This window comes from Microcoleus anatoxicus, from assembly GCF_042465725.1.
Lineage (GTDB): Bacteria > Cyanobacteriota > Cyanobacteriia > Cyanobacteriales > Microcoleaceae > Microcoleus > Microcoleus anatoxicus.
The window spans coordinates 49,978-66,392 of the sequence record NZ_CP120853.1 but is presented as its reverse complement, the minus strand read 5'-3'; the positions used below and the strand labels follow the sequence as shown (position 1 = coordinate 66,392).

17 protein-coding genes and 2 tRNA genes are annotated in these 16,415 nt (G+C 44.9%); 10 read left to right on the top strand and 9 right to left on the bottom strand.

Features of this window, described 5'->3' with window-relative positions; all coding sequences use genetic code 11:
- The first annotated feature begins 176 nt into the window (after positions 1 to 176).
- The 4 genes from P2A85_RS00270 to P2A85_RS00255 all read left to right on the top strand — a co-directional run bounded on the left by P2A85_RS00270 (position 177) and on the right by P2A85_RS00255 (position 2,202).
- A tRNA-Asp gene (locus tag P2A85_RS00270) sits at positions 177 to 251 on the top strand.
- Between the two features lie 8 nt (positions 252 to 259).
- Positions 260 to 331 (top strand) — tRNA-Arg (locus P2A85_RS00265).
- A 69-nt stretch (positions 332 to 400) separates the two neighbouring features.
- A complete protein-coding gene (locus P2A85_RS00260; RefSeq protein WP_377476948.1) occupies positions 401 to 1,810 on the top strand; it encodes an SDR family NAD(P)-dependent oxidoreductase in 1,410 nt (469 codons plus the stop codon).
- Between the two features lie 5 nt (positions 1,811 to 1,815).
- Positions 1,816 to 2,202, top strand: a complete 387-nt coding sequence (locus P2A85_RS00255; RefSeq protein ID WP_377476947.1) for a hypothetical protein — start codon at positions 1,816 to 1,818, stop codon at positions 2,200 to 2,202.
- Positions 2,203 to 2,284: 82 nt separating this feature from the next.
- Here the strand turns inward: P2A85_RS00255 and P2A85_RS00250 are convergent, their stop codons facing one another.
- On the bottom strand, positions 2,285 to 3,070 hold the full coding sequence (locus tag P2A85_RS00250) for a Uma2 family endonuclease (RefSeq protein ID WP_377476946.1): 786 nt from the start codon (positions 3,068 to 3,070) through the stop codon (positions 2,285 to 2,287).
- Between the two features lie 309 nt (positions 3,071 to 3,379).
- Positions 3,380 to 4,081 carry a ribulose-phosphate 3-epimerase gene (gene rpe / locus P2A85_RS00245; RefSeq protein WP_340523381.1) on the bottom strand — a complete coding sequence of 234 codons (702 nt, stop codon included), beginning with the start codon at positions 4,079 to 4,081 and terminating at the stop codon, positions 3,380 to 3,382.
- Positions 4,082 to 4,193: 112 nt separating this feature from the next.
- Between rpe and P2A85_RS00240 the strand changes: the two genes are divergently transcribed.
- Positions 4,194 to 4,568 (top strand): hypothetical protein, encoded by a 375-nt coding sequence (locus P2A85_RS00240; RefSeq protein WP_377476945.1) that lies wholly within the window; start codon positions 4,194 to 4,196, stop codon positions 4,566 to 4,568.
- A gap of 105 nt (positions 4,569 to 4,673) precedes the next feature.
- Positions 4,674 to 6,074 carry an LCP family protein gene (locus P2A85_RS00235; protein WP_377476944.1) on the top strand — a complete coding sequence of 467 codons (1,401 nt, stop codon included), beginning with the start codon at positions 4,674 to 4,676 and terminating at the stop codon, positions 6,072 to 6,074.
- A 189-nt stretch (positions 6,075 to 6,263) separates the two neighbouring features.
- Here the strand turns inward: P2A85_RS00235 and P2A85_RS00230 are convergent, their stop codons facing one another.
- Genes P2A85_RS00230 through P2A85_RS00220 form a run of 3 tightly spaced genes read right to left on the bottom strand, consistent with a single transcriptional unit; the run spans position 6,264 to position 8,967 of the window.
- Positions 6,264 to 6,686 (bottom strand): DUF2809 domain-containing protein, encoded by a 423-nt coding sequence (locus P2A85_RS00230; RefSeq protein WP_377476943.1) that lies wholly within the window; start codon positions 6,684 to 6,686, stop codon positions 6,264 to 6,266.
- 23 nt (positions 6,687 to 6,709) lie between these two features.
- Positions 6,710 to 8,287 (bottom strand): sensor histidine kinase, encoded by a 1,578-nt coding sequence (locus tag P2A85_RS00225; RefSeq protein ID WP_377476942.1) that lies wholly within the window; start codon positions 8,285 to 8,287, stop codon positions 6,710 to 6,712.
- The gene (locus P2A85_RS00220; protein ID WP_340523388.1) at positions 8,284 to 8,967 is read right to left on the bottom strand and encodes a response regulator transcription factor; all 684 of its coding nucleotides are present in this window, start codon (positions 8,965 to 8,967) and stop codon (positions 8,284 to 8,286) included. The genes P2A85_RS00225 and P2A85_RS00220 overlap by 4 nt, the downstream gene beginning before the upstream one ends.
- 168 nt (positions 8,968 to 9,135) lie before the next feature.
- On the opposite strand from P2A85_RS00220, the gene P2A85_RS00215 reads away from it, so the two are divergent.
- Complete coding sequence (locus P2A85_RS00215; RefSeq protein WP_377476940.1) at positions 9,136 to 9,579, top strand: hypothetical protein; 444 nt, start codon at positions 9,136 to 9,138, stop codon at positions 9,577 to 9,579.
- A gap of 186 nt (positions 9,580 to 9,765) precedes the next feature.
- Positions 9,766 to 10,725: a M10 family metallopeptidase C-terminal domain-containing protein gene (locus P2A85_RS00210; protein ID WP_377476938.1), complete on the top strand. Its 960-nt coding sequence runs from the start codon at positions 9,766 to 9,768 to the stop codon at positions 10,723 to 10,725.
- Positions 10,726 to 10,908: 183 nt separating this feature from the next.
- On the opposite strand, the gene P2A85_RS00205 is transcribed toward P2A85_RS00210, so the two are convergent.
- Entirely contained in the window at positions 10,909 to 11,814 is a 906-nt protein-coding gene (locus P2A85_RS00205; RefSeq protein ID WP_377476937.1) for an alpha/beta fold hydrolase, read from the bottom strand.
- A 294-nt stretch (positions 11,815 to 12,108) separates the two neighbouring features.
- On the opposite strand from P2A85_RS00205, the gene speB reads away from it, so the two are divergent.
- Together speB and P2A85_RS00195 are read left to right on the top strand one after the other, a co-directional pair.
- A complete protein-coding gene (speB, locus tag P2A85_RS00200; protein WP_377476936.1) occupies positions 12,109 to 13,038 on the top strand; it encodes an agmatinase in 930 nt (309 codons plus the stop codon).
- Between the two features lie 201 nt (positions 13,039 to 13,239).
- Positions 13,240 to 13,776 carry a thioredoxin family protein gene (locus P2A85_RS00195; RefSeq protein ID WP_377476935.1) on the top strand — a complete coding sequence of 179 codons (537 nt, stop codon included), beginning with the start codon at positions 13,240 to 13,242 and terminating at the stop codon, positions 13,774 to 13,776.
- Between the two features lie 258 nt (positions 13,777 to 14,034).
- Here the strand turns inward: P2A85_RS00195 and P2A85_RS00190 are convergent, their stop codons facing one another.
- The 3 genes from P2A85_RS00190 to P2A85_RS00180 form a co-directional block, all read right to left on the bottom strand.
- A complete protein-coding gene (locus tag P2A85_RS00190) occupies positions 14,035 to 14,430 on the bottom strand; it encodes a DUF309 domain-containing protein (protein ID WP_340523404.1) in 396 nt (131 codons plus the stop codon).
- 223 nt (positions 14,431 to 14,653) lie between these two features.
- Positions 14,654 to 15,028: a ferredoxin-thioredoxin reductase catalytic domain-containing protein gene (locus tag P2A85_RS00185; protein WP_340523405.1), complete on the bottom strand. Its 375-nt coding sequence runs from the start codon at positions 15,026 to 15,028 to the stop codon at positions 14,654 to 14,656.
- A 118-nt stretch (positions 15,029 to 15,146) separates the two neighbouring features.
- Complete coding sequence (locus tag P2A85_RS00180; protein ID WP_377476934.1) at positions 15,147 to 16,343, bottom strand: RNA-guided endonuclease InsQ/TnpB family protein; 1,197 nt, start codon at positions 16,341 to 16,343, stop codon at positions 15,147 to 15,149.
- Positions 16,344 to 16,415: the final 72 nt, after the last annotated feature.

The window sequence follows — 16,415 nt, the reverse complement described above, 5'->3', positions numbered from 1 at the left end:
GAGTCGTACAAATATGTAGGGGTAGTGCATTTCTTTGCCTATCCCAGCCTCATGGGGGCGACCACGGGGGTTTTGCCCCTACAAGTATTATACAAATGATTTAGGATTGCTATAATTATTCCGATGCTACCGGAATTGATATAACTATAATGTAGTATCAGCGATTTCTAAGATTTGGGACTGGTAGCTCAAGGGGAAGAGCACTGCGACATCATCGCAGAGGTTGGGAGTTCGAGTCTCCCTCAGTTCCACCTTTTTGGGGGCTATAACTCAATGGAAGAGTGCTTCCTTTCTAGGGAAGAAGTTGGAGGTTCAAATCCTCTTAGCCCCCACCCAGCGATATCAAATCTGGATATATGAAGGGGTTTTCGCGCTCAATTTCTCCTGTTTGTTGGTCAAGATGAATATCCCACCAGACCAATTAGAAATTTGCCTCAATGTTCTGCAACAAATTTCAGAAGATCCAGCGGTCATTCGCGAACACGATCGCTTCAAAAGTTTGATTGCCAAAATCTACAAACAGGGACGCAAAGGTTGGCGTCAAACTCAACAACAACAACGACGAATTGAAGATAGCCAACTCAAAGCATCAACCGTCATGGTGCAGCATCAGCGCCAACAACAGCCATGGGCTGCCTTACCAGAATCAACAACCCGATCGCAGCATTTGCACAAGCCCATCCTTTGTTACATTTGCAAAACACCCTATACAGAAATTCATTTTTTTTATCATTCACTTTGCCCAAAATGTGCTCAATTTAATTACCAAAAACGACAACAGCGAACCCATTTAGTTGGGCGAACTGCATTAGTGACAGGTGGACGCATCAAGATTGGCTATCAGATGGGATTGCGACTGTTGCAAGATGGTGCTAGGGTGATTCTGACCACAAGATTTCCCTATGACTGTGCTAATCGCTATAGTCTAGAACCCGATTTCGAGCAGTGGCGCGATCGCCTGCAAATTCACGGACTCGATCTGCGAAATATTCCAGCAGTAGAAACATTTGTACGGGATTTATTCCATACTGAATCAGCTCTCGATCTGATTATCAACAATGCAGCTCAAACTATCAAGCGTCCATTGGCATTTTATCAGCATCTCTTAGAGCGAGAAGAAGAAGCATCACAAATACTCAGTAACAACGCCCAAGCATTAATCCCGATCGATCGCAATCTATTAAAGGAGCAATTACCTCGACATCAATCTCTTTTACTCGAAAGTCAACCGAATTACAAAGATCGCCTACCGGGTGCGATCGCCGATTACTTCCCGCGCGATTGCTTCGATGCTGACGGACAACAACTGGATCTTCGCCCCGAGAATAGCTGGTTGCTAAAACTAGATGAGGTAAATACGATTGAGTTACTTGAAGTACAGGTGGTGAACGCGATCGCACCCTTCATTCTTAACAGTCAACTCAAACCATTACTACTTCATTCATCCTTTGAAAGACGATTTATCATCAACGTTTCAGCAATGGAAGGACAATTCAACCGATCCAGTAAAACATCCTATCATCCCCATACCAATATGGCAAAAGCAGCTTTGAATATGATGACGCGAACCTCGGCAGTTGATTATGCTCGATCTAATATTTTCATGAACAGCGTCGATACGGGTTGGATTACCAATGAAAATCCCGATCCTAAGAAAATACGAGTTCAAGGAGAACAAGGCTTTTACACGCCCTTAGATGCGATTGATGGGATGGCAAGAATTTACGATCCGATCGTTCAAGGTATTGAAAACCCCGATCCTCCGATTTACGGTCATTTTCTTAAAGACTACGCCCCCTATCCCTGGTAGCAAAGATGATAAATACCGCTCTTCACTGTCCGTTACCCAATCCCATAGACTCTTCCTCCGAAGTTGTAATGGAACTCAAATCGTTAATCGATTATCTCCAAACCGATCGACCGCTCGCTCAAAAAATAGTCTTCCCGCGCGGCACAGTAATGCCCGATGGACGACTTGATTTGTGCAAGCAAGATTTAGGTGTAATGGGATGTCATTTAGTGACTGAAGCATTGGCAAACAATGATGCGATCGCTAGCTTATTATTGGGAACCAATGGTATTGGCGATCGGGGTGCTAAGGATGTGGCGCGATTGATTCAACGTAACAACCGTTTAGAGATTGTCTATTTAGGTTGCAATATTTTGGTGAAGAATTACATCAGCCTCGTAGTGTTTCTTTAATCCAGAGTGTATATCGTTGAGTTTAACCCTTTTCATCCGACACTAACCTCGATCGGTATAGTGTGGGGATTCCCGTCAAAGCTCAAATTCGATCGGGATCGATACCCTGCGATCGCAAAAATTCGGCTAATTGGGCAACTCGCTGCTCGGCTTGAGTAGCTCGCTGTTCGGCTTGAATCGCCCAATGTTCGAACTCTGTGGATCTGAGCAGGCGCTCTTGAGTTTGAGCATCCACCATCACCACCTCGCCGTCGTGCAATCCCATCCACAAACCCACGGTTTCGCACATAATGCGTCCCTCTTCATCGGGAGTAATCGGCACGTAGATGCCATCCATTAAACGGTAGCCCAACACCTCATCCAGCATTTGACCTCGCTGGCGTCGCCGATCGAAAATGATATATTCCTGTACGCTGGCCCTCGCGTATTGTTGGACTTTGATTTCTCGATCCTCTTTGCGATATTGAGGCGAAACCACTTCAACAATTAAAGACGGACGCGCGCCTTCAGAGTTCACTAAAAACTCTGTCCGCACCTGCTCTTTATTTTGAATGCCAAACACCACGCAAGTATCGGGACAATGATCTTTTAAATCGGAAATTCCCCAGCGAACTATGAGATCGCGAAAAACCGCTGTTGTTGGATCGTTAGCGTAGTGGCGAGTGAGAATATCTTTAATATCTCCTGCTATGCGATCGTGAAAAGTGCTATTTGGCAAATGATATCCCTCTTCTGGATGGAGAAATTCTTCCCCAGTCAGGGGAATATCCTCGAAAACCCTGCTGCCATCGGGTTGGACGATTTCTTCGGTGCGCCAACCGCGTTCGGCTAATTCGTTTGTTGGATGGCGGGTAATGGCGATCGTCATTGCTTTTCCATTTTTGACCTAGCTATATTATACAGCCAGATATAGCAATCCTTGCAGGAGTCGTAAGTTTTTTACCCCACCCCTACCCGGACCTTGCTAAGGTCCGGGAGCAAGAAATTCACAAATGATTTAGGATTGCTATAGATGATTTGACATTTAGATCGGGTTCCCTATTAGCTAATACTTTCGCTGCTCGATCGTAAAAAAAATGGAAGAATTTGCTCTTCCATTTTTCAATAAAAACTATTTGTCCTGACTGCAAACCGCTGTGATTATTACTAATTCATCGAATGCGATCGCATTTTGGAATTAAACAGCGGCCAACTCAGGAGTCGGGCGCTTGCTGTTGCGGATACCCTCGATTGCCCCTGCATAATCCTTCGCCTTAAACACGGCAGAACCGGCGACAACAGCATTTGCGCCCGCTTCCAAAACCTGCCAAGTATTGTCCACCTTCAAACCGCCATCCACCTCAATCCAAGGATCGAGACCTCTCTCATCGCACATTTGGCGCAACTGGCGAATTTTTGGCAACACAGTCGGAATAAAACTTTGGCCGCCAAAACCCGGATTGACGCTCATAATCAGCACCAAATCGCAAAGTTCCAGCACGTACTCAATCAACTCCAAAGGAGTCGAAGGATTCAGAACCACACCAGCCATTTTGCCCAATTCCCGAATTTGACCGAGAGTGCGGTGCAAGTGAGGCGAAGCATTGTGTTCGGCGTGAACGGAAATAATGTCAGCACCAGCCTTCGCAAAGTCTTCAACATACTTCTCCGGTTCCACAATCATCAAGTGGACATCCAGAGGTTTCTTAGTCACGGGGCGAATTGCTTCTACAATCAGCGGTCCGATCGTAATATTAGGAACAAAGCGACCATCCATCACATCTACGTGAATCCAGTCAGCCCCAGCTTTGTCGATCGCCTGAATCTCATCTCCAAGACGGCTAAAATCGGCTGATAATATAGATGGAGCAATAACTATCGGTTTTTGGGATTTGGTCATGGCTTTCGTCTGTTCTCCTGTCTCCTTGGCTGTATCCAGTTTATCAAAATGTGGGTCTGGGGGCTGAGGAATTTTGAGTTGGAAGTTTTAACTTGCGAATGTAGATAAAAATATGAAAAACAGAGATCCCTTAGAAAATCCTGAACTCGATCGAGTAAGTCTGTTTGTACTACTCATCCCCGTCATCGGCTTTTTTCCTGCCCTGTGGAAACTTTACCGCCACCAGGGCAGCCCCGAACACAAAGCCGTCAGCCGTTTAGCCATTGCCCTAGCTTTAAGTTGGCTGTTAGGGCATATTTTTTTAGAAGCGGTCGCCATTTCTGCGGAATCTTGGACACTTCCCATGTTATTAATGAGTAGCCTGTTGACAACCAGCTATTTCATCATCAGCCTCAGTCTGATGTTTCGGCTTTGGAGACGCCAACCACTCTGGCTCCCCGGCATTAGCCACGTAGCCGAAAAATTGGTCGGCAAACATCTATCATAATTTAGGGTTATTTTCCGCCCTTACCGTATTGATTGATTGCCTCTTCAGGTTGATACTACAAATTGCCATTATCTTTTTTTATTCTTATTGTGTGTGAGGAAGCCAGTGCCAGCTCAAAAAACTCCTAATCAAGACCCTACCAAACAACCAGCCACCAATCCCTCAACCAGAAAATCTGCCCAGCCTCATCGAGGCCGTTGGCTGGGATTTGGTTTTGGTTTAGCTGGAGTCGCCATGCTCTCAGCCACAGCCGGAGCACTGCTAGCCGTTTCTCTGTCCACAACCCCGCTTCAGCAACAGAAGTTGACCCCAGAAGAAGCGGCGGTGTTTTCTCAAGGGGATATGGCCAAGCTGAGCATGAAAATGCCAGAGCTCACTCGCCCAGTAAATATTTTAGTTTTAGGACTTAAGGTTCTGAGTTCCGACCTTGACGGTCATCCCGACAAGGAACAGGGATACGATGTGTGGCAAAACTCTTTTAAAGGGTTAACTGACACCATGTTGCTGGTTAGGTTCGACCCTCAAAATCAAAAGTTAAGCGTACTTTCTATTCCGCGAGATACCCGCACCTATGTTGAAGGTAGGGGGGAGGTGAAAATCAACGAAGCTAATTACTATGGCGGTCCGGCTTCCTCAGCCAAATCGGTCAGCGGACTCCTGGGCGGTGTGGGAATTGACCGCTATGTCACCCTCAATATTCAAGGCATAAAAAGCTTAGTCGATGCCCTTGGTGGCCTGACAATTAATGTCCCTAAAGACATGAAATATACCGATGAAAGCCAGCATTTATATATAGATTTAAAGGCTGGTAAGCAGAAGCTAAACGGCGAACAAATCGTACACTATTTGCTTTATCGCCACGACAATTTGGGCGATATCGGTAGAGTGCAGCGCCAACAATTGTTGATGCGCGCTTTTGTGGAACAGGAAGTTAATGTCGGTCTGCTTTCTCGATTGCCCAAAATTTTGTCGGTAATTCAGTCTCATATTGACACAAATTTGAGTGTTGAGGAATTAGTGGCTTTGGCTGGTTTTGCGACGAAAACCGATCGCTCTAGCGTGCAAATGTTGATGGTTCCCGGTAAGTTCAGCGATGCCAAGGACTATAAGGCTAGTTACTGGTTGCCCGATCAAAATGCGATCGAAACTATGGTGTCCGAACATTTTGACTTCGGTCAAAATACTTGGAAAATCGAGAATGCTGATGCGACTTTTCTGAAAGTTGCGATTCAAGATAGTACCGGTGATGAAGCTGCGGTGGAAGATTTTGTCAAGACATTGACTCGCGCTGGCTATCGGAATGTTCAGGTTTATAAAGATTGGCCAGAACCCTTGGATGTCACTACTTTTGTGGCTCAAGATGGGGATGTTAAAGGTGCGGAAGCAATTCGCCAGTCTGTGGGTTTTGGGGATGTTTTGGTTGAGAGTACCGGTTCTTTGCAATCGGATGTGACTATCAGATTGGGGAAGGATTGGTTGAGTAAAAAGTCTCACTCAGGTCGATAGTTTTCAACATGGTATTTTTAGGGACACAGCAGTGCTGTGTCCTTTTTTTTAGGCTAGGGGACTTATATCAATTTCATAAAGTAGCGCTACATATCTACCCCCCCAACCCCCCCTTGCCAAGGGGGGGGCTAAGAACTACATCTGTAGTAGGACTTTATGAAAATGGTATTATATCAAATGAAACTCTACCTACCTAATCAAGTTCAATTTAGCTAGCCACCGCACGTACACCCAACCCAACAAACTACCTACAAAATAGGGTGGAAAATCCGACCAAGTAAATGAGTTTCCCAATACCAGTCGTCCCAGTAAAGTAGCTCTAGCTGCTTGCAAAAAAGGAGGTTGCCACAGTTGAAGAAACTCCAATCCGCAGGTAGCTAAACACACCCCAAAAGCAGTCCAAACCAGCGAAGCTTGTGGCCACAAGAAAACTGTTAGCAAAATCCAAAATATTTCATAAGCGATGCTTCCAAAAGAGTCGTTGAACCATGCCGGCGTTGGACCATGAGAAAACCTCACTAAGTAACCTAAAGGGATAATGACAGTAATACTGATTAGCAAAGCAATTCGATATTTGAAGAAACGGTGATGGGGAGCAATTGGGGAAGTCATTAAAAATGGTGCAATATCTAAGGTTAATCACGATCGCCCACAGGTAAACTAAGGGTGAATCCTGTTTGACCAACTATGGCAGCATCTAGCTGAATATCGCCACCGTGGGCCCTGGCTATTTCCCGTGCTAAACTTAGTCCCAATCCCGAACCTGCAATTTTTTGGGTTTGACTAGAGTCGCCACGATGGAAGCGATCGAAAATCCGATCGCCCTCGCCAAAAGAAATATCTTGAGAACTATTGACAATTTTCACAATTACTGTTTTTCCCAGACAGTTAGCCTGTAACCTGAGCCAACCCTCTGGCAAATTATATTTAATTGCATTACCAACCAGATTTTGCAAAACCTGCACCAGCAAATCGCGATCGCCCTTGATATATAAATTAGGAGCAATTGCCATTTGCACTTCTAAATCTGGTGCTAACAGTTCCATATCTTCAGCAATTTCAGCTAACAGAGCAGACAGATTCACCTCAACCCAATTTAAGCTCATCCGTCCGGCATCAGCAAGAGAAAGTAGTAAAAGTTTGCGGGTAATTTCACTCAGTCGGCGCACTTCATCCAATAACTTACTGAGAGTTTGTTGCATCTCTGACTCCTCTGGGGCTTGATGCAAAGCCAGTTCTAATTGGCCTTGCAAAATTGCCAGCGGTGTCTTTAATTCATGAGCAGCATCTCCACTAAATCGAGAAGCTTGCTGAAAACTCCGTTCCAGACGTTCCAGCATTTGATTGAACACAGAAATTAATTCTACAAACTCTATATCCGTTGAACCAAGGGGCACGCGACGATCGAGTCCTTGTACAGTGACATTGCGGATTGCTGTAGTTAGTCGCCCAATTGGATACAAAATACTCCGCGATATCACCCAGGCTCCACCGGCTACGAGTAAAAGGACTACAGGAATTGATATCAGAAAGATATTACCAATCGATGTCATTTCTAGATCGATCGCCTGTAAGTTAACGGCGATCGCTATTTGAGTCTGAGGAGAATGAATTGCGCCTACACGCCAAATAGTCTTGCTAGTACGCCTTGTTGCTAGCTTAGCCTCGAAAACTTGAGGAAAATCAGGTCGATCGAATTCAGGAGGCCCATCGCGCGGAGGTCTTCTTTCTCTGGGAGAGAATGAATCGGGGCGATCGAATTCAGGAGGTCGATCGCGCGGACGTCTTCTTTCTCTCGGTAACAATGAATCAATTCCATTGAGAGGTGGAGGGGGAGGTGCTAATTCAAAAGGTATTCTCACAGGATCGGGAGGAGGTTGAGGAAGCGATCGCCAGAGTGAATCAGCATCAATTCCATCTTGCCACTGAGTCGATTTGTAGAGCAAATTACCATCTCTGTCATTCACCAGCAAAGCCACAGTTGTTTTGCCATTCATCCCCAAAAATAATGGCAAAGAATTAGCATAATTATCCCATTGGGTTGATGCGGGACGGGTAGATTGGATTAACTGATTCTTGATTTCAGCATCAAGACGTTTCACCTTAGCATCATAAATCAACCACCACGAAACAATACTAAAGCCAATCAGAGCCACACTGGCCATAACAGCCGAGAATAGAGTAATCCGAAAGCGAAAAGATTGCAGTTTCATGATGGGGAAGTTGGTTTGCGAAACCGATAGCCAACGCCCCGCACGCTCTCAACCCATCCCGTACCGCCGATAGGTTCAATTTTCTTGCGAATGCGTTGAATACAGACATCTACCACATTCGTATTCGGATTAAAATCATAGCCCCAGATATGTTCGAGGATTTGCGTGCGAGTGAGTACCCTACCGGGCGATCGCATCAGATATTCCAACAGATTAAACTCACGGGTAGTAAGTTCTACCGCATGAGAATCGCAGGTAACTTCTCGGAGAATGCGATCGAGCTTAACTGGACCAACACTGAGAATATTTTGGCGATCGCCAGAAGCCCGTCGCACCACAGCATAAATCCGAGCAACTAACTCTTCTACAAAAAACGGTTTCGCCAAATAGTCATCAGCACCGAGATGTAACCCTTCAATGCGATCGTCTAATTCATTACGAGCCGTTAATAAAATCACAGGTACATTGCGTCCAGCCTTTCGCAGAAGTTTCAGAATAGATAATCCATCTTTTCCCGGTAAAACAATATCCAGGACGATCGCATCGTACTGATTATCCATCGCGCGATCGTAGCCATCATTACCATTATCGCAATAATCGACGACAAAGCCTTGTTCTTTCAAACCAATACAAACAAAATTGGCGATTTTTGCTTCATCTTCAACATATAAAACATTCATAGATTTTCAAGTTGGGCATTGGGAATGGGGCATTGGGAATGGGGCATTGGGCATTGGGCGCTGGTAGCTCATCACAAATAACAAATAACAAATAACAAATAACTACTGACTTCCATCATTGATTTAAATAAATTACAAAATTGTAATCTATCCGCAGAGTTGCAGGTAATGTTTTGGGAGTTTAATGTAGCTGTCAACATTTTTGGCTCGGCGATGTTAAATATCATGAAAATTGCTTCACTACTCGCATTACCTGCTACAGCCTTGGTGCTGGGATTTAGCAGCTTGACTTTCCCCGATCGGACTACAGCTAGTTCTTCTAATACTCTACTAGCCCAGAGCGCACCAGAACCAAGTCAAGAGCGCAGACATCCGCCCCGTATAGATTTTGCTGCTGCGGCCAAACAATTAGGAGTCACCGAAGCCAAGTTAATCGAAGCATTGGGGCTACCCCCCAAACCCCCGGAACCACCAAGTGACAAGAATCGGCCGCCCTGTCCACCGCCGCCGCCTCCTTTAGATATTCCCGGTGCAGCGAAAAAATTGGGAGTCAGCGAAGCACAGTTGATTCAAATTTTGGGCATTCCACCGCGTCCACTCCCGCGATCGTAATTTACCCCAAAATTCAGAAAAACACTAATTTCTCCAGATTACAAAACTGTAATCCTAGCACAGGGATAAATGTCATCTTCAACCAGCTTAATGATTGTAGCGACTCAAGCAAAGGGCGATCGAGAATCAATTTCTGTAGCCTGACAACTGCTTGAAACTTAGAAAAATAATCGAGGTAATTACACCATGCCACAACTATTTCCTAATCCTAATTCAATTAATACACCAGGCAATCCACCAGATCCAAATCAAGGCAGACCAGGCAATCCACCACCTCAAAATCAAGGTACACCAGGCAATCCACCACCTCAAAATCAAGGCGGACAACTTACCAGTTCTGCTCTACCTCCCCAAAACCAAACTCCACCCGCACCGCCAGCCAACAGTATCAATACCACAGCAGGAAACGACAATATTACCGGAGATAGTTTAGACAACTTCATCCTAGGTAGTAGCGGCACTGACAGCATAATTGGAGGATTAGGGACGGATACAATTAGCTATCTTTCCCTAGGAAGTGGCATTACCCTGAAGGCTCAAGGCCTTGTCAGCAAAGGCACAGCCGGTAATGATACCCTGCAAAGCATAGAAGACATAATTGCTCCTTTAGGACAGATTAATACCATCGATGCTTCTACAGGTAGCGGCACAGCTTCTATTAACGTGGACTTGTCGCAGAATCAGTTGGCGGTTAACAATATACCCACTATCGGCACTCTGAATTTTACGGCAGAGAATTTCGTCAATGTCACAGGTACTCCCAATGTAGATGTCCTTACCGGAAACATCGAAAACAATACTTTAGTAGGAGGAGAAGGTAACGATACACTATCAGGTTTGGCTGGCAATGATACCCTAATTGGAGTAAATCCCTTGAGTGCTGCACCAGGAAGTAATGAAACGGATACGCTGATTGGCGGTCAGGGTCGAGATATTTTTGTACTAGGAGATGCCACCAAGACATACTATAGTGGCACCGGATTTGCATCGATTCAAGATTTTCAGCAAGGAATCGATCGCATCCAATTACGTGGGAATATTTCCAACTACAATATTGTTGGTAACTCCATCAATTTAGCAGGTACATCAGACCAAATAGCTGTCATTCAAGGCGGCTTTACACCTGATAGTTTCATCTTTGTTTGAACTATAACTGGTTCCCAGGCTCCAGCCTGGGAACCCATATCACTCTTGCTCTGCCTCGCTTGGGAAGGAAAGGTCGGCAGAGCCTCCCGATCGGCATTACCAGGCCAGAGCCTGGTAACGAGTAGAAATTTCTTCTTCCCACTTCTTCCTTCGTGTCCTTCGCGTCTTCGCGGTTCAATCATACTAATTTGCTGGCAATGCCGATCGCCCTTTAATCCAATCAAGTAAAATAGGATTCACCAATTCCGGCGCTTCATCCTGGGGACAATGGCCAACCCCCTCCAAAGGAATAAACTGTTCAACCGGCGGGTATTTAGCCAATTCTCGTCCAAGGGCGATCGGCTCCCAAGGGTCATCCGTACCCCACAAAATCAAAGCAGGACAGCTCAAACGAGGCAACAAATCCTCCGGTAACGGGCCTTGAGAATAACTAATAAATGCTACAAAAACTTCCACAGCACCAGGATCTCGCGCTGGTTTCAACAACATTTCTATCAGTTCATCAGTAACAGCTTCAGGACGGTGATAAGCTTGCAAAAGCACTTTTCGCACTGTATTAGGCGTGGCCAATTGTTTGAAAAATAATTGACTAATCCATTTGACATTTAAAACTTTTTGTGCTATGGGCGCTCCTAAACTGCGATACCAAGGCATTTGGGCCCGTTTGCGATCGTGCAACAAGCGCAAAGAACAATTAAGTAAAACGACACCAGAAGCAATCTCAGGAAAATCCACAGCAGCTTGCATAATCGCCACACAGCCGATCGAATTTCCCACCAAAAAAGCAGGCCCCCCCGCAACTTCCCGACAAAAATCAGCAATTAGCTGACCCCAAGTCTCAAAAGAATAGTCAATTTCCAATTTCGGCACAGGTTTAGCAGAAGCGCCAAAACCGATCAGATCGATCGCATAACAGCGACAATCAACAGCCAATGCCGGCAAATTCTTGCGCCAATGGCCCCAAGACGCACCGAAACCGTGGACAAAAACCACCGCAGGCCCCTGGGTTCCCGCAGTCTGGTAACAAATCGGAAAGCCTTTCCACACCCAAGTTTGAGGCGCGACAGTAGTTAACGTAGAAGAAGTCATAGAAGTAAAAAACTCAAAATTCAACAGTACAAAAGACCAAAACCCTTAACACAAACCGTATCGCAATTCGAGGCAACCTTCCTTCTTTCCCTCCTCCCTCTGCGCCCTCTGCGCCCTCTGCGGTTAAATCTTCTTCCCTCTTCCTTCTTCCTTCTTCCTGAATTTCCCCCCTTGGGGGGGGCTGAGGGGGGGTGACTTCTTCCCTCTTCCTTCTTCCTTCTTCCTTTGCAGCACGAGCCAATATTGTGCCACCATTAAAGATGCTGAATTTTTTGCCTTATTGAAAATTCCCCTATGCCAACCATCGTTTCCACTGCTGTCGTACCATTTCTAGGCTCAGAAATTGTACCCGACTACAACACCGCCAAAGTAGTTATTTTACCAATTCCCTACGAAGCTACCACCACTTACCGTCGCGGCTGCGAAAACGGGCCCGCCAAACTTCTAGAAGCTTCTCATCAACTCGAATGCTACGACGAAGAACTCGATTCTGAAGTTTGCTACGATGTCGGAATTTATACAAAAGATCCGATCGCCGATACCCGCAACAGCCAACCAGTTTCATCCCTAGAAATGCTGCGAGTCACCCAAGAAGCAGTGTATCAGTTAGTTACAGAAAATAAATTTGTGATCTCCCTCGGAGGCGAACACAGCATCACCGCCGGCGTTGTCGAAGGTTATCGCCAAGCATACCCAGACGAACCTTTCACAGTTATACAAGTTGATGCCCACGGCGACTTGCGACACGAGTATGAAGGTTCGATTCATAACCACGCCTGTGTGATGCGACGGGTGGTTGATATGGGTTTACCCACACTGCAAATCGGCATTCGTGCTATCTGTAAGGAAGAAGCTGATTTGATTAAAGCAAAACAGCTTAATGTGATTAGAGCTAGGGAAATTGCTACTCAACCAGATTGGGCCGATCGGGCAATTGCCAGTATCACAACTAAGCGAGTATTTTTGACTATAGACTTAGATGGCATCGATCCGACTTTAATTCCAGGGGTTGGCACTCCAGAACCGGGCGGGTTAAATTGGTATTCGCTGACTGGATTTTTGCGCCGTGTCTTCGAGTCCTACGAAGTGATCGGCTGTGACATTATGGAATTAGCACCTGTTGTAGATTCTGTAGTCTCAGAATTTACAGCCGCTAAATTAGCATACAAAATGATTGGATATCAAGCTGTGGCTCAAGGTTGGCTAAAGCAAGACGAAGGTTAGAACACAAACAAAAAGGGTGAAAAAATTTGTCCCACCAGCAAGCTATTTAGTCCTTGACATAACCACCGGGTTTTTGACAAAATACCCGATGGTTGTGATTGATATGGATTGAAAAATAGGGTTAAGATGGATTCAGGTTGCACTTTATATGATTCTTGACTGTTGACTGTTGACTGTGAAAAAAAATTACTAAGGGAAACAATGGGTACTCCGATTAATGGCTACGCTCCAGATTTTGAACTGCCGGGAGTTGATGAAGAAGTTCACCATTTAGCTCGATATTTAGAAAAATTTCAGGCGATCGGGGTAGTATTTATGTGCAATCACTGCCCTTACGTGAAGCTGTATCTCGATCGCCTAAAAGAACTGCAAGCAGATTTTCAAAACGAGGATTTTACTTTAATCGGGATTAATGCTAATGATGCTAATCAATATCCCGAAGACAGTTTTGAAAACATGAAAGTATTTGCGGCTAACAATCAACTCAATTTTCCTTACATCCGAGATGTGGCTCAAGATGTCGCTGAAAGTTTTGGGGCTTCTAAAACACCGGAAGTATTTTTGCTAGATCGAGATGGCAGATTGCGTTACAAAGGTTTGATTGATGACAATGCTGACGATGCCGCAGCGGTGCAGGTGGCTTATCTACGAAGTGCGATCGCCCAATTGCTGAAGGATGAATCGGTAGAGCCTTCGAGTACAGAGGCGATCGGCTGTTCTGTCAAGTGGCGATCGTAGTTGTTAATTGTTAGTGGCGTCGCCAGCCAGCGAAGTCGAAGGGTTATTGGTTATTAATTATTTATTTTGTTTGTTTTGAGTCTTCCAGACTCTACCTCCAATAAGCAATAACTAATAACCACTAACCAATAATATCAAATCCGGTAACATCGGAATTATTCATCTCTCTTATCTCCCTCTGTGTTCTCTGCGTTCTAGTAAGGTTAAATCATTCCGATGCAGCCGGAAACGATATAACCAATAACCAATAACTAATAACTAATAACTAATGCGTGGCAATTGCAAATTAGCAACTTCCACGCCACTTAATAATGGTAAAAAATCCGCCACTTTTTCCGAACCCGCTTGTTGCAAAGCATTCAATAGTTGAGTGCTTTGTTGGAGCAAATCTGCCACAGCAATTCCGGCATAACTAGGCTGATAATAACTGAGCCGATTTATCCCTTCTCCCAACAAAATTACAGCGCCGCGCCAGTTTTGATTTCCTAAGTGATAAAGTCCCACAGAAATTTGTAAAAGTCCTTGATAAAATCTTTTTTCCGGCTCGCCTGCTTCCATCCACAAGGCCTCTAAAGTATCGTGACAAGCATAAAATTGTTTACTGTTAAACTCTTCGATGCCTTGCCAAAACTCCGTCGGCATTTCCTGTTCCATTTGGTTTTAAATTTAAGATTTGAAATTGTTGATTCGAGAAATTCATGAGAAATATTGAATAATTATTGTGCGATGTCCTCCCGCCAGTGACATTTTTTTTGGGAGCAACCTATTGTAGTAGGCGGATTTGATTAAAAGTTTTGATAGCTAAGTCTTAAAAATATCTATACAGAAAAACTTGTTTTCAAAACTGCGGCTAGTTAACGCCCGCCTACTTAACTGATTACATAGTCTCTCTGACTGCTTGAAGCTGATCCATTCCAATTTCCTGACTCGTTCCAGCAAAATCATTGTCTGGTGTCAAAAACAACATACAATGACACTCTTTGCGCTCCCGCATGGGAATGCAGGGACAATTCCAGTAGGCTGCTTTTACCTCGGCCTCTTTGTCTTCGTAGTGGCGACAAGGGCATAGGGGAGCACCTAGTTCGTCTTTGTTTTTTGCTAGTCCTTCAATTACGACTGCGGTGACAGAAAGCTCGGAACAAAAGTAAGTCCCGGTGCGCTTGGCGTAAGTTTCGGAGAAATTCTTCATAGCCTCCAAGGTTTTTTCGTTGGAGAGTTTGGATTTTTCTGTTGTGTTCTCTGTTGTATTCATAGTTTAGGATCGGAGTTGAGGATGTCACGAGCTTTTCATGATTGTACCGCAGAAGGTGATTTTAAACACTTGATATTTATTTGACACTCCCCGGCGTGAACGCGCGGGGATTCTTGGATCAATCAGTCAACTTGCCCGTTGATGTCACCACCAGCGAATAGAGGTCGGTCTGTCCCCAAGCGTTAATTCCGGTGTGCCCCACCGTATTTAAATTAATTCCTGCACGGGCTTTCAATCCCTTTGCCAGAATATTCAAAGCTGCATTATGGTCGCGGTCTAACACTGTACCACACAGGCAAACATGAGTTCTGATTGAGAGCGACTTCTGAACGCGATTGCCACAACTTGAACAATCTTGGGAAGTGTACTGAGGAGCAACAGCAACTACTGTTTTACCGTACACTTTTCCCAAATATTGCAACCATTGAGCAAACTGCGACCATGCTGCATCGCTAATTGATTTAGCGAGCTTATGGTTTTTCACCATGTTCCGCACTTGAAGGTTTTCATAAGCTACAAAATCGCTAGATTTCACTACGCACAACGCCGTCTTAATGGCGAAGTCTTTACGTTGCCTACTAACCTTTAAATGTTTTCTTCCTAGCTTATTAATCGCGCCTTTACGATTGCCCGAACCTTTCTTCTTGCGAGAAACTCGTTTTTGCAACCGCTTCAAAGCTTTTTCGCTTTTACGGAGATGTCGAGGATTCGCAACTGTTTCCCCATTGCTATCGGTTAAGAAATGGTTTAATCCTACGTCTATGCCAACGGCTTTACCTGTGGGAACCACCTCTTTTACTCGCTCCACATTAATACAGAGCTGAGCGTAGTAACCGTCGGCTCGACTAATTACTCTAACTCGCTTGATTTCCTTGGGTGCATAGAAATGCAAGTCTCGACTACCGAGCAGCCTAAACGTTCCCACTGCAAAGCCGTCCGTGAAAGTCAGGCATCTTTTATCAGTAGAAAGTTTCCAGCCTGATGTTTTGTATTCGACCGAACGAGTGTGTTTTTTGAACTGCGGGTATCCCTTTTTCCCTGGTTTCTTTGCCTTACAATTGGCCAAGAAACGTTGGATAGCAAAAATGGCACGTTCGGCCGAAGCTTGACGTGCCATTGAGTTAAGTTTTCCTGCCCATTCAAATTCATGAGCCATGATGGCGCATTGTTTGTACAGGTCAATTAGCTTAACCCCTTGATTATCGATCCAGTATCTGAGAGCCTTGTTTCGGACAAACTGTGCTGTGCGGATCATTTCGTCGATGACCCGGTATTGCTGTGCTTTGCCTTTTAACTTGAACTCTAGTACAATCATGAGATGATTCTATCATGCTTACAAGCAATTGTAGCTATAAACTTGTAGCTTGCAAGACATCTTTACACTTGA

Bases quoted from the DNA above. Each gene is read 5' to 3' on its own strand.
- P2A85_RS00180 (WP_377476934.1), bottom strand. From the start codon at position 16,343: ATGATTGTACTAGAGTTCAAGTTAAAAGGCAAAGCACAGCAATACCGG.
- P2A85_RS00205 (WP_377476937.1), bottom strand. From the start codon at position 11,814: ATGACTTCTTCTACGTTAACTACTGTCGCGCCTCAAACTTGGGTGTGG.
- speB (WP_377476936.1), top strand. From the start codon at position 12,109: ATGCCAACCATCGTTTCCACTGCTGTCGTACCATTTCTAGGCTCAGAA.
- P2A85_RS00195 (WP_377476935.1), top strand. From the start codon at position 13,240: ATGGGTACTCCGATTAATGGCTACGCTCCAGATTTTGAACTGCCGGGA.
- P2A85_RS00225 (WP_377476942.1), bottom strand. From the start codon at position 8,287: ATGAAACTGCAATCTTTTCGCTTTCGGATTACTCTATTCTCGGCTGTT.
- P2A85_RS00255 (WP_377476947.1), top strand. From the start codon at position 1,816: ATGATAAATACCGCTCTTCACTGTCCGTTACCCAATCCCATAGACTCT.
- P2A85_RS00240 (WP_377476945.1), top strand. From the start codon at position 4,194: ATGAAAAACAGAGATCCCTTAGAAAATCCTGAACTCGATCGAGTAAGT.
- P2A85_RS00185 (WP_340523405.1), bottom strand. From the start codon at position 15,028: ATGAATACAACAGAGAACACAACAGAAAAATCCAAACTCTCCAACGAA.
- P2A85_RS00250 (WP_377476946.1), bottom strand. From the start codon at position 3,070: ATGACGATCGCCATTACCCGCCATCCAACAAACGAATTAGCCGAACGC.
- P2A85_RS00220 (WP_340523388.1), bottom strand. From the start codon at position 8,967: ATGAATGTTTTATATGTTGAAGATGAAGCAAAAATCGCCAATTTTGTT.
- P2A85_RS00215 (WP_377476940.1), top strand. From the start codon at position 9,136: ATGTTTTGGGAGTTTAATGTAGCTGTCAACATTTTTGGCTCGGCGATG.
- P2A85_RS00230 (WP_377476943.1), bottom strand. From the start codon at position 6,686: ATGACTTCCCCAATTGCTCCCCATCACCGTTTCTTCAAATATCGAATT.
- P2A85_RS00260 (WP_377476948.1), top strand. From the start codon at position 401: ATGAATATCCCACCAGACCAATTAGAAATTTGCCTCAATGTTCTGCAA.
- P2A85_RS00190 (WP_340523404.1), bottom strand. From the start codon at position 14,430: ATGGAACAGGAAATGCCGACGGAGTTTTGGCAAGGCATCGAAGAGTTT.
- rpe (WP_340523381.1), bottom strand. From the start codon at position 4,081: ATGACCAAATCCCAAAAACCGATAGTTATTGCTCCATCTATATTATCA.
- P2A85_RS00210 (WP_377476938.1), top strand. From the start codon at position 9,766: ATGCCACAACTATTTCCTAATCCTAATTCAATTAATACACCAGGCAAT.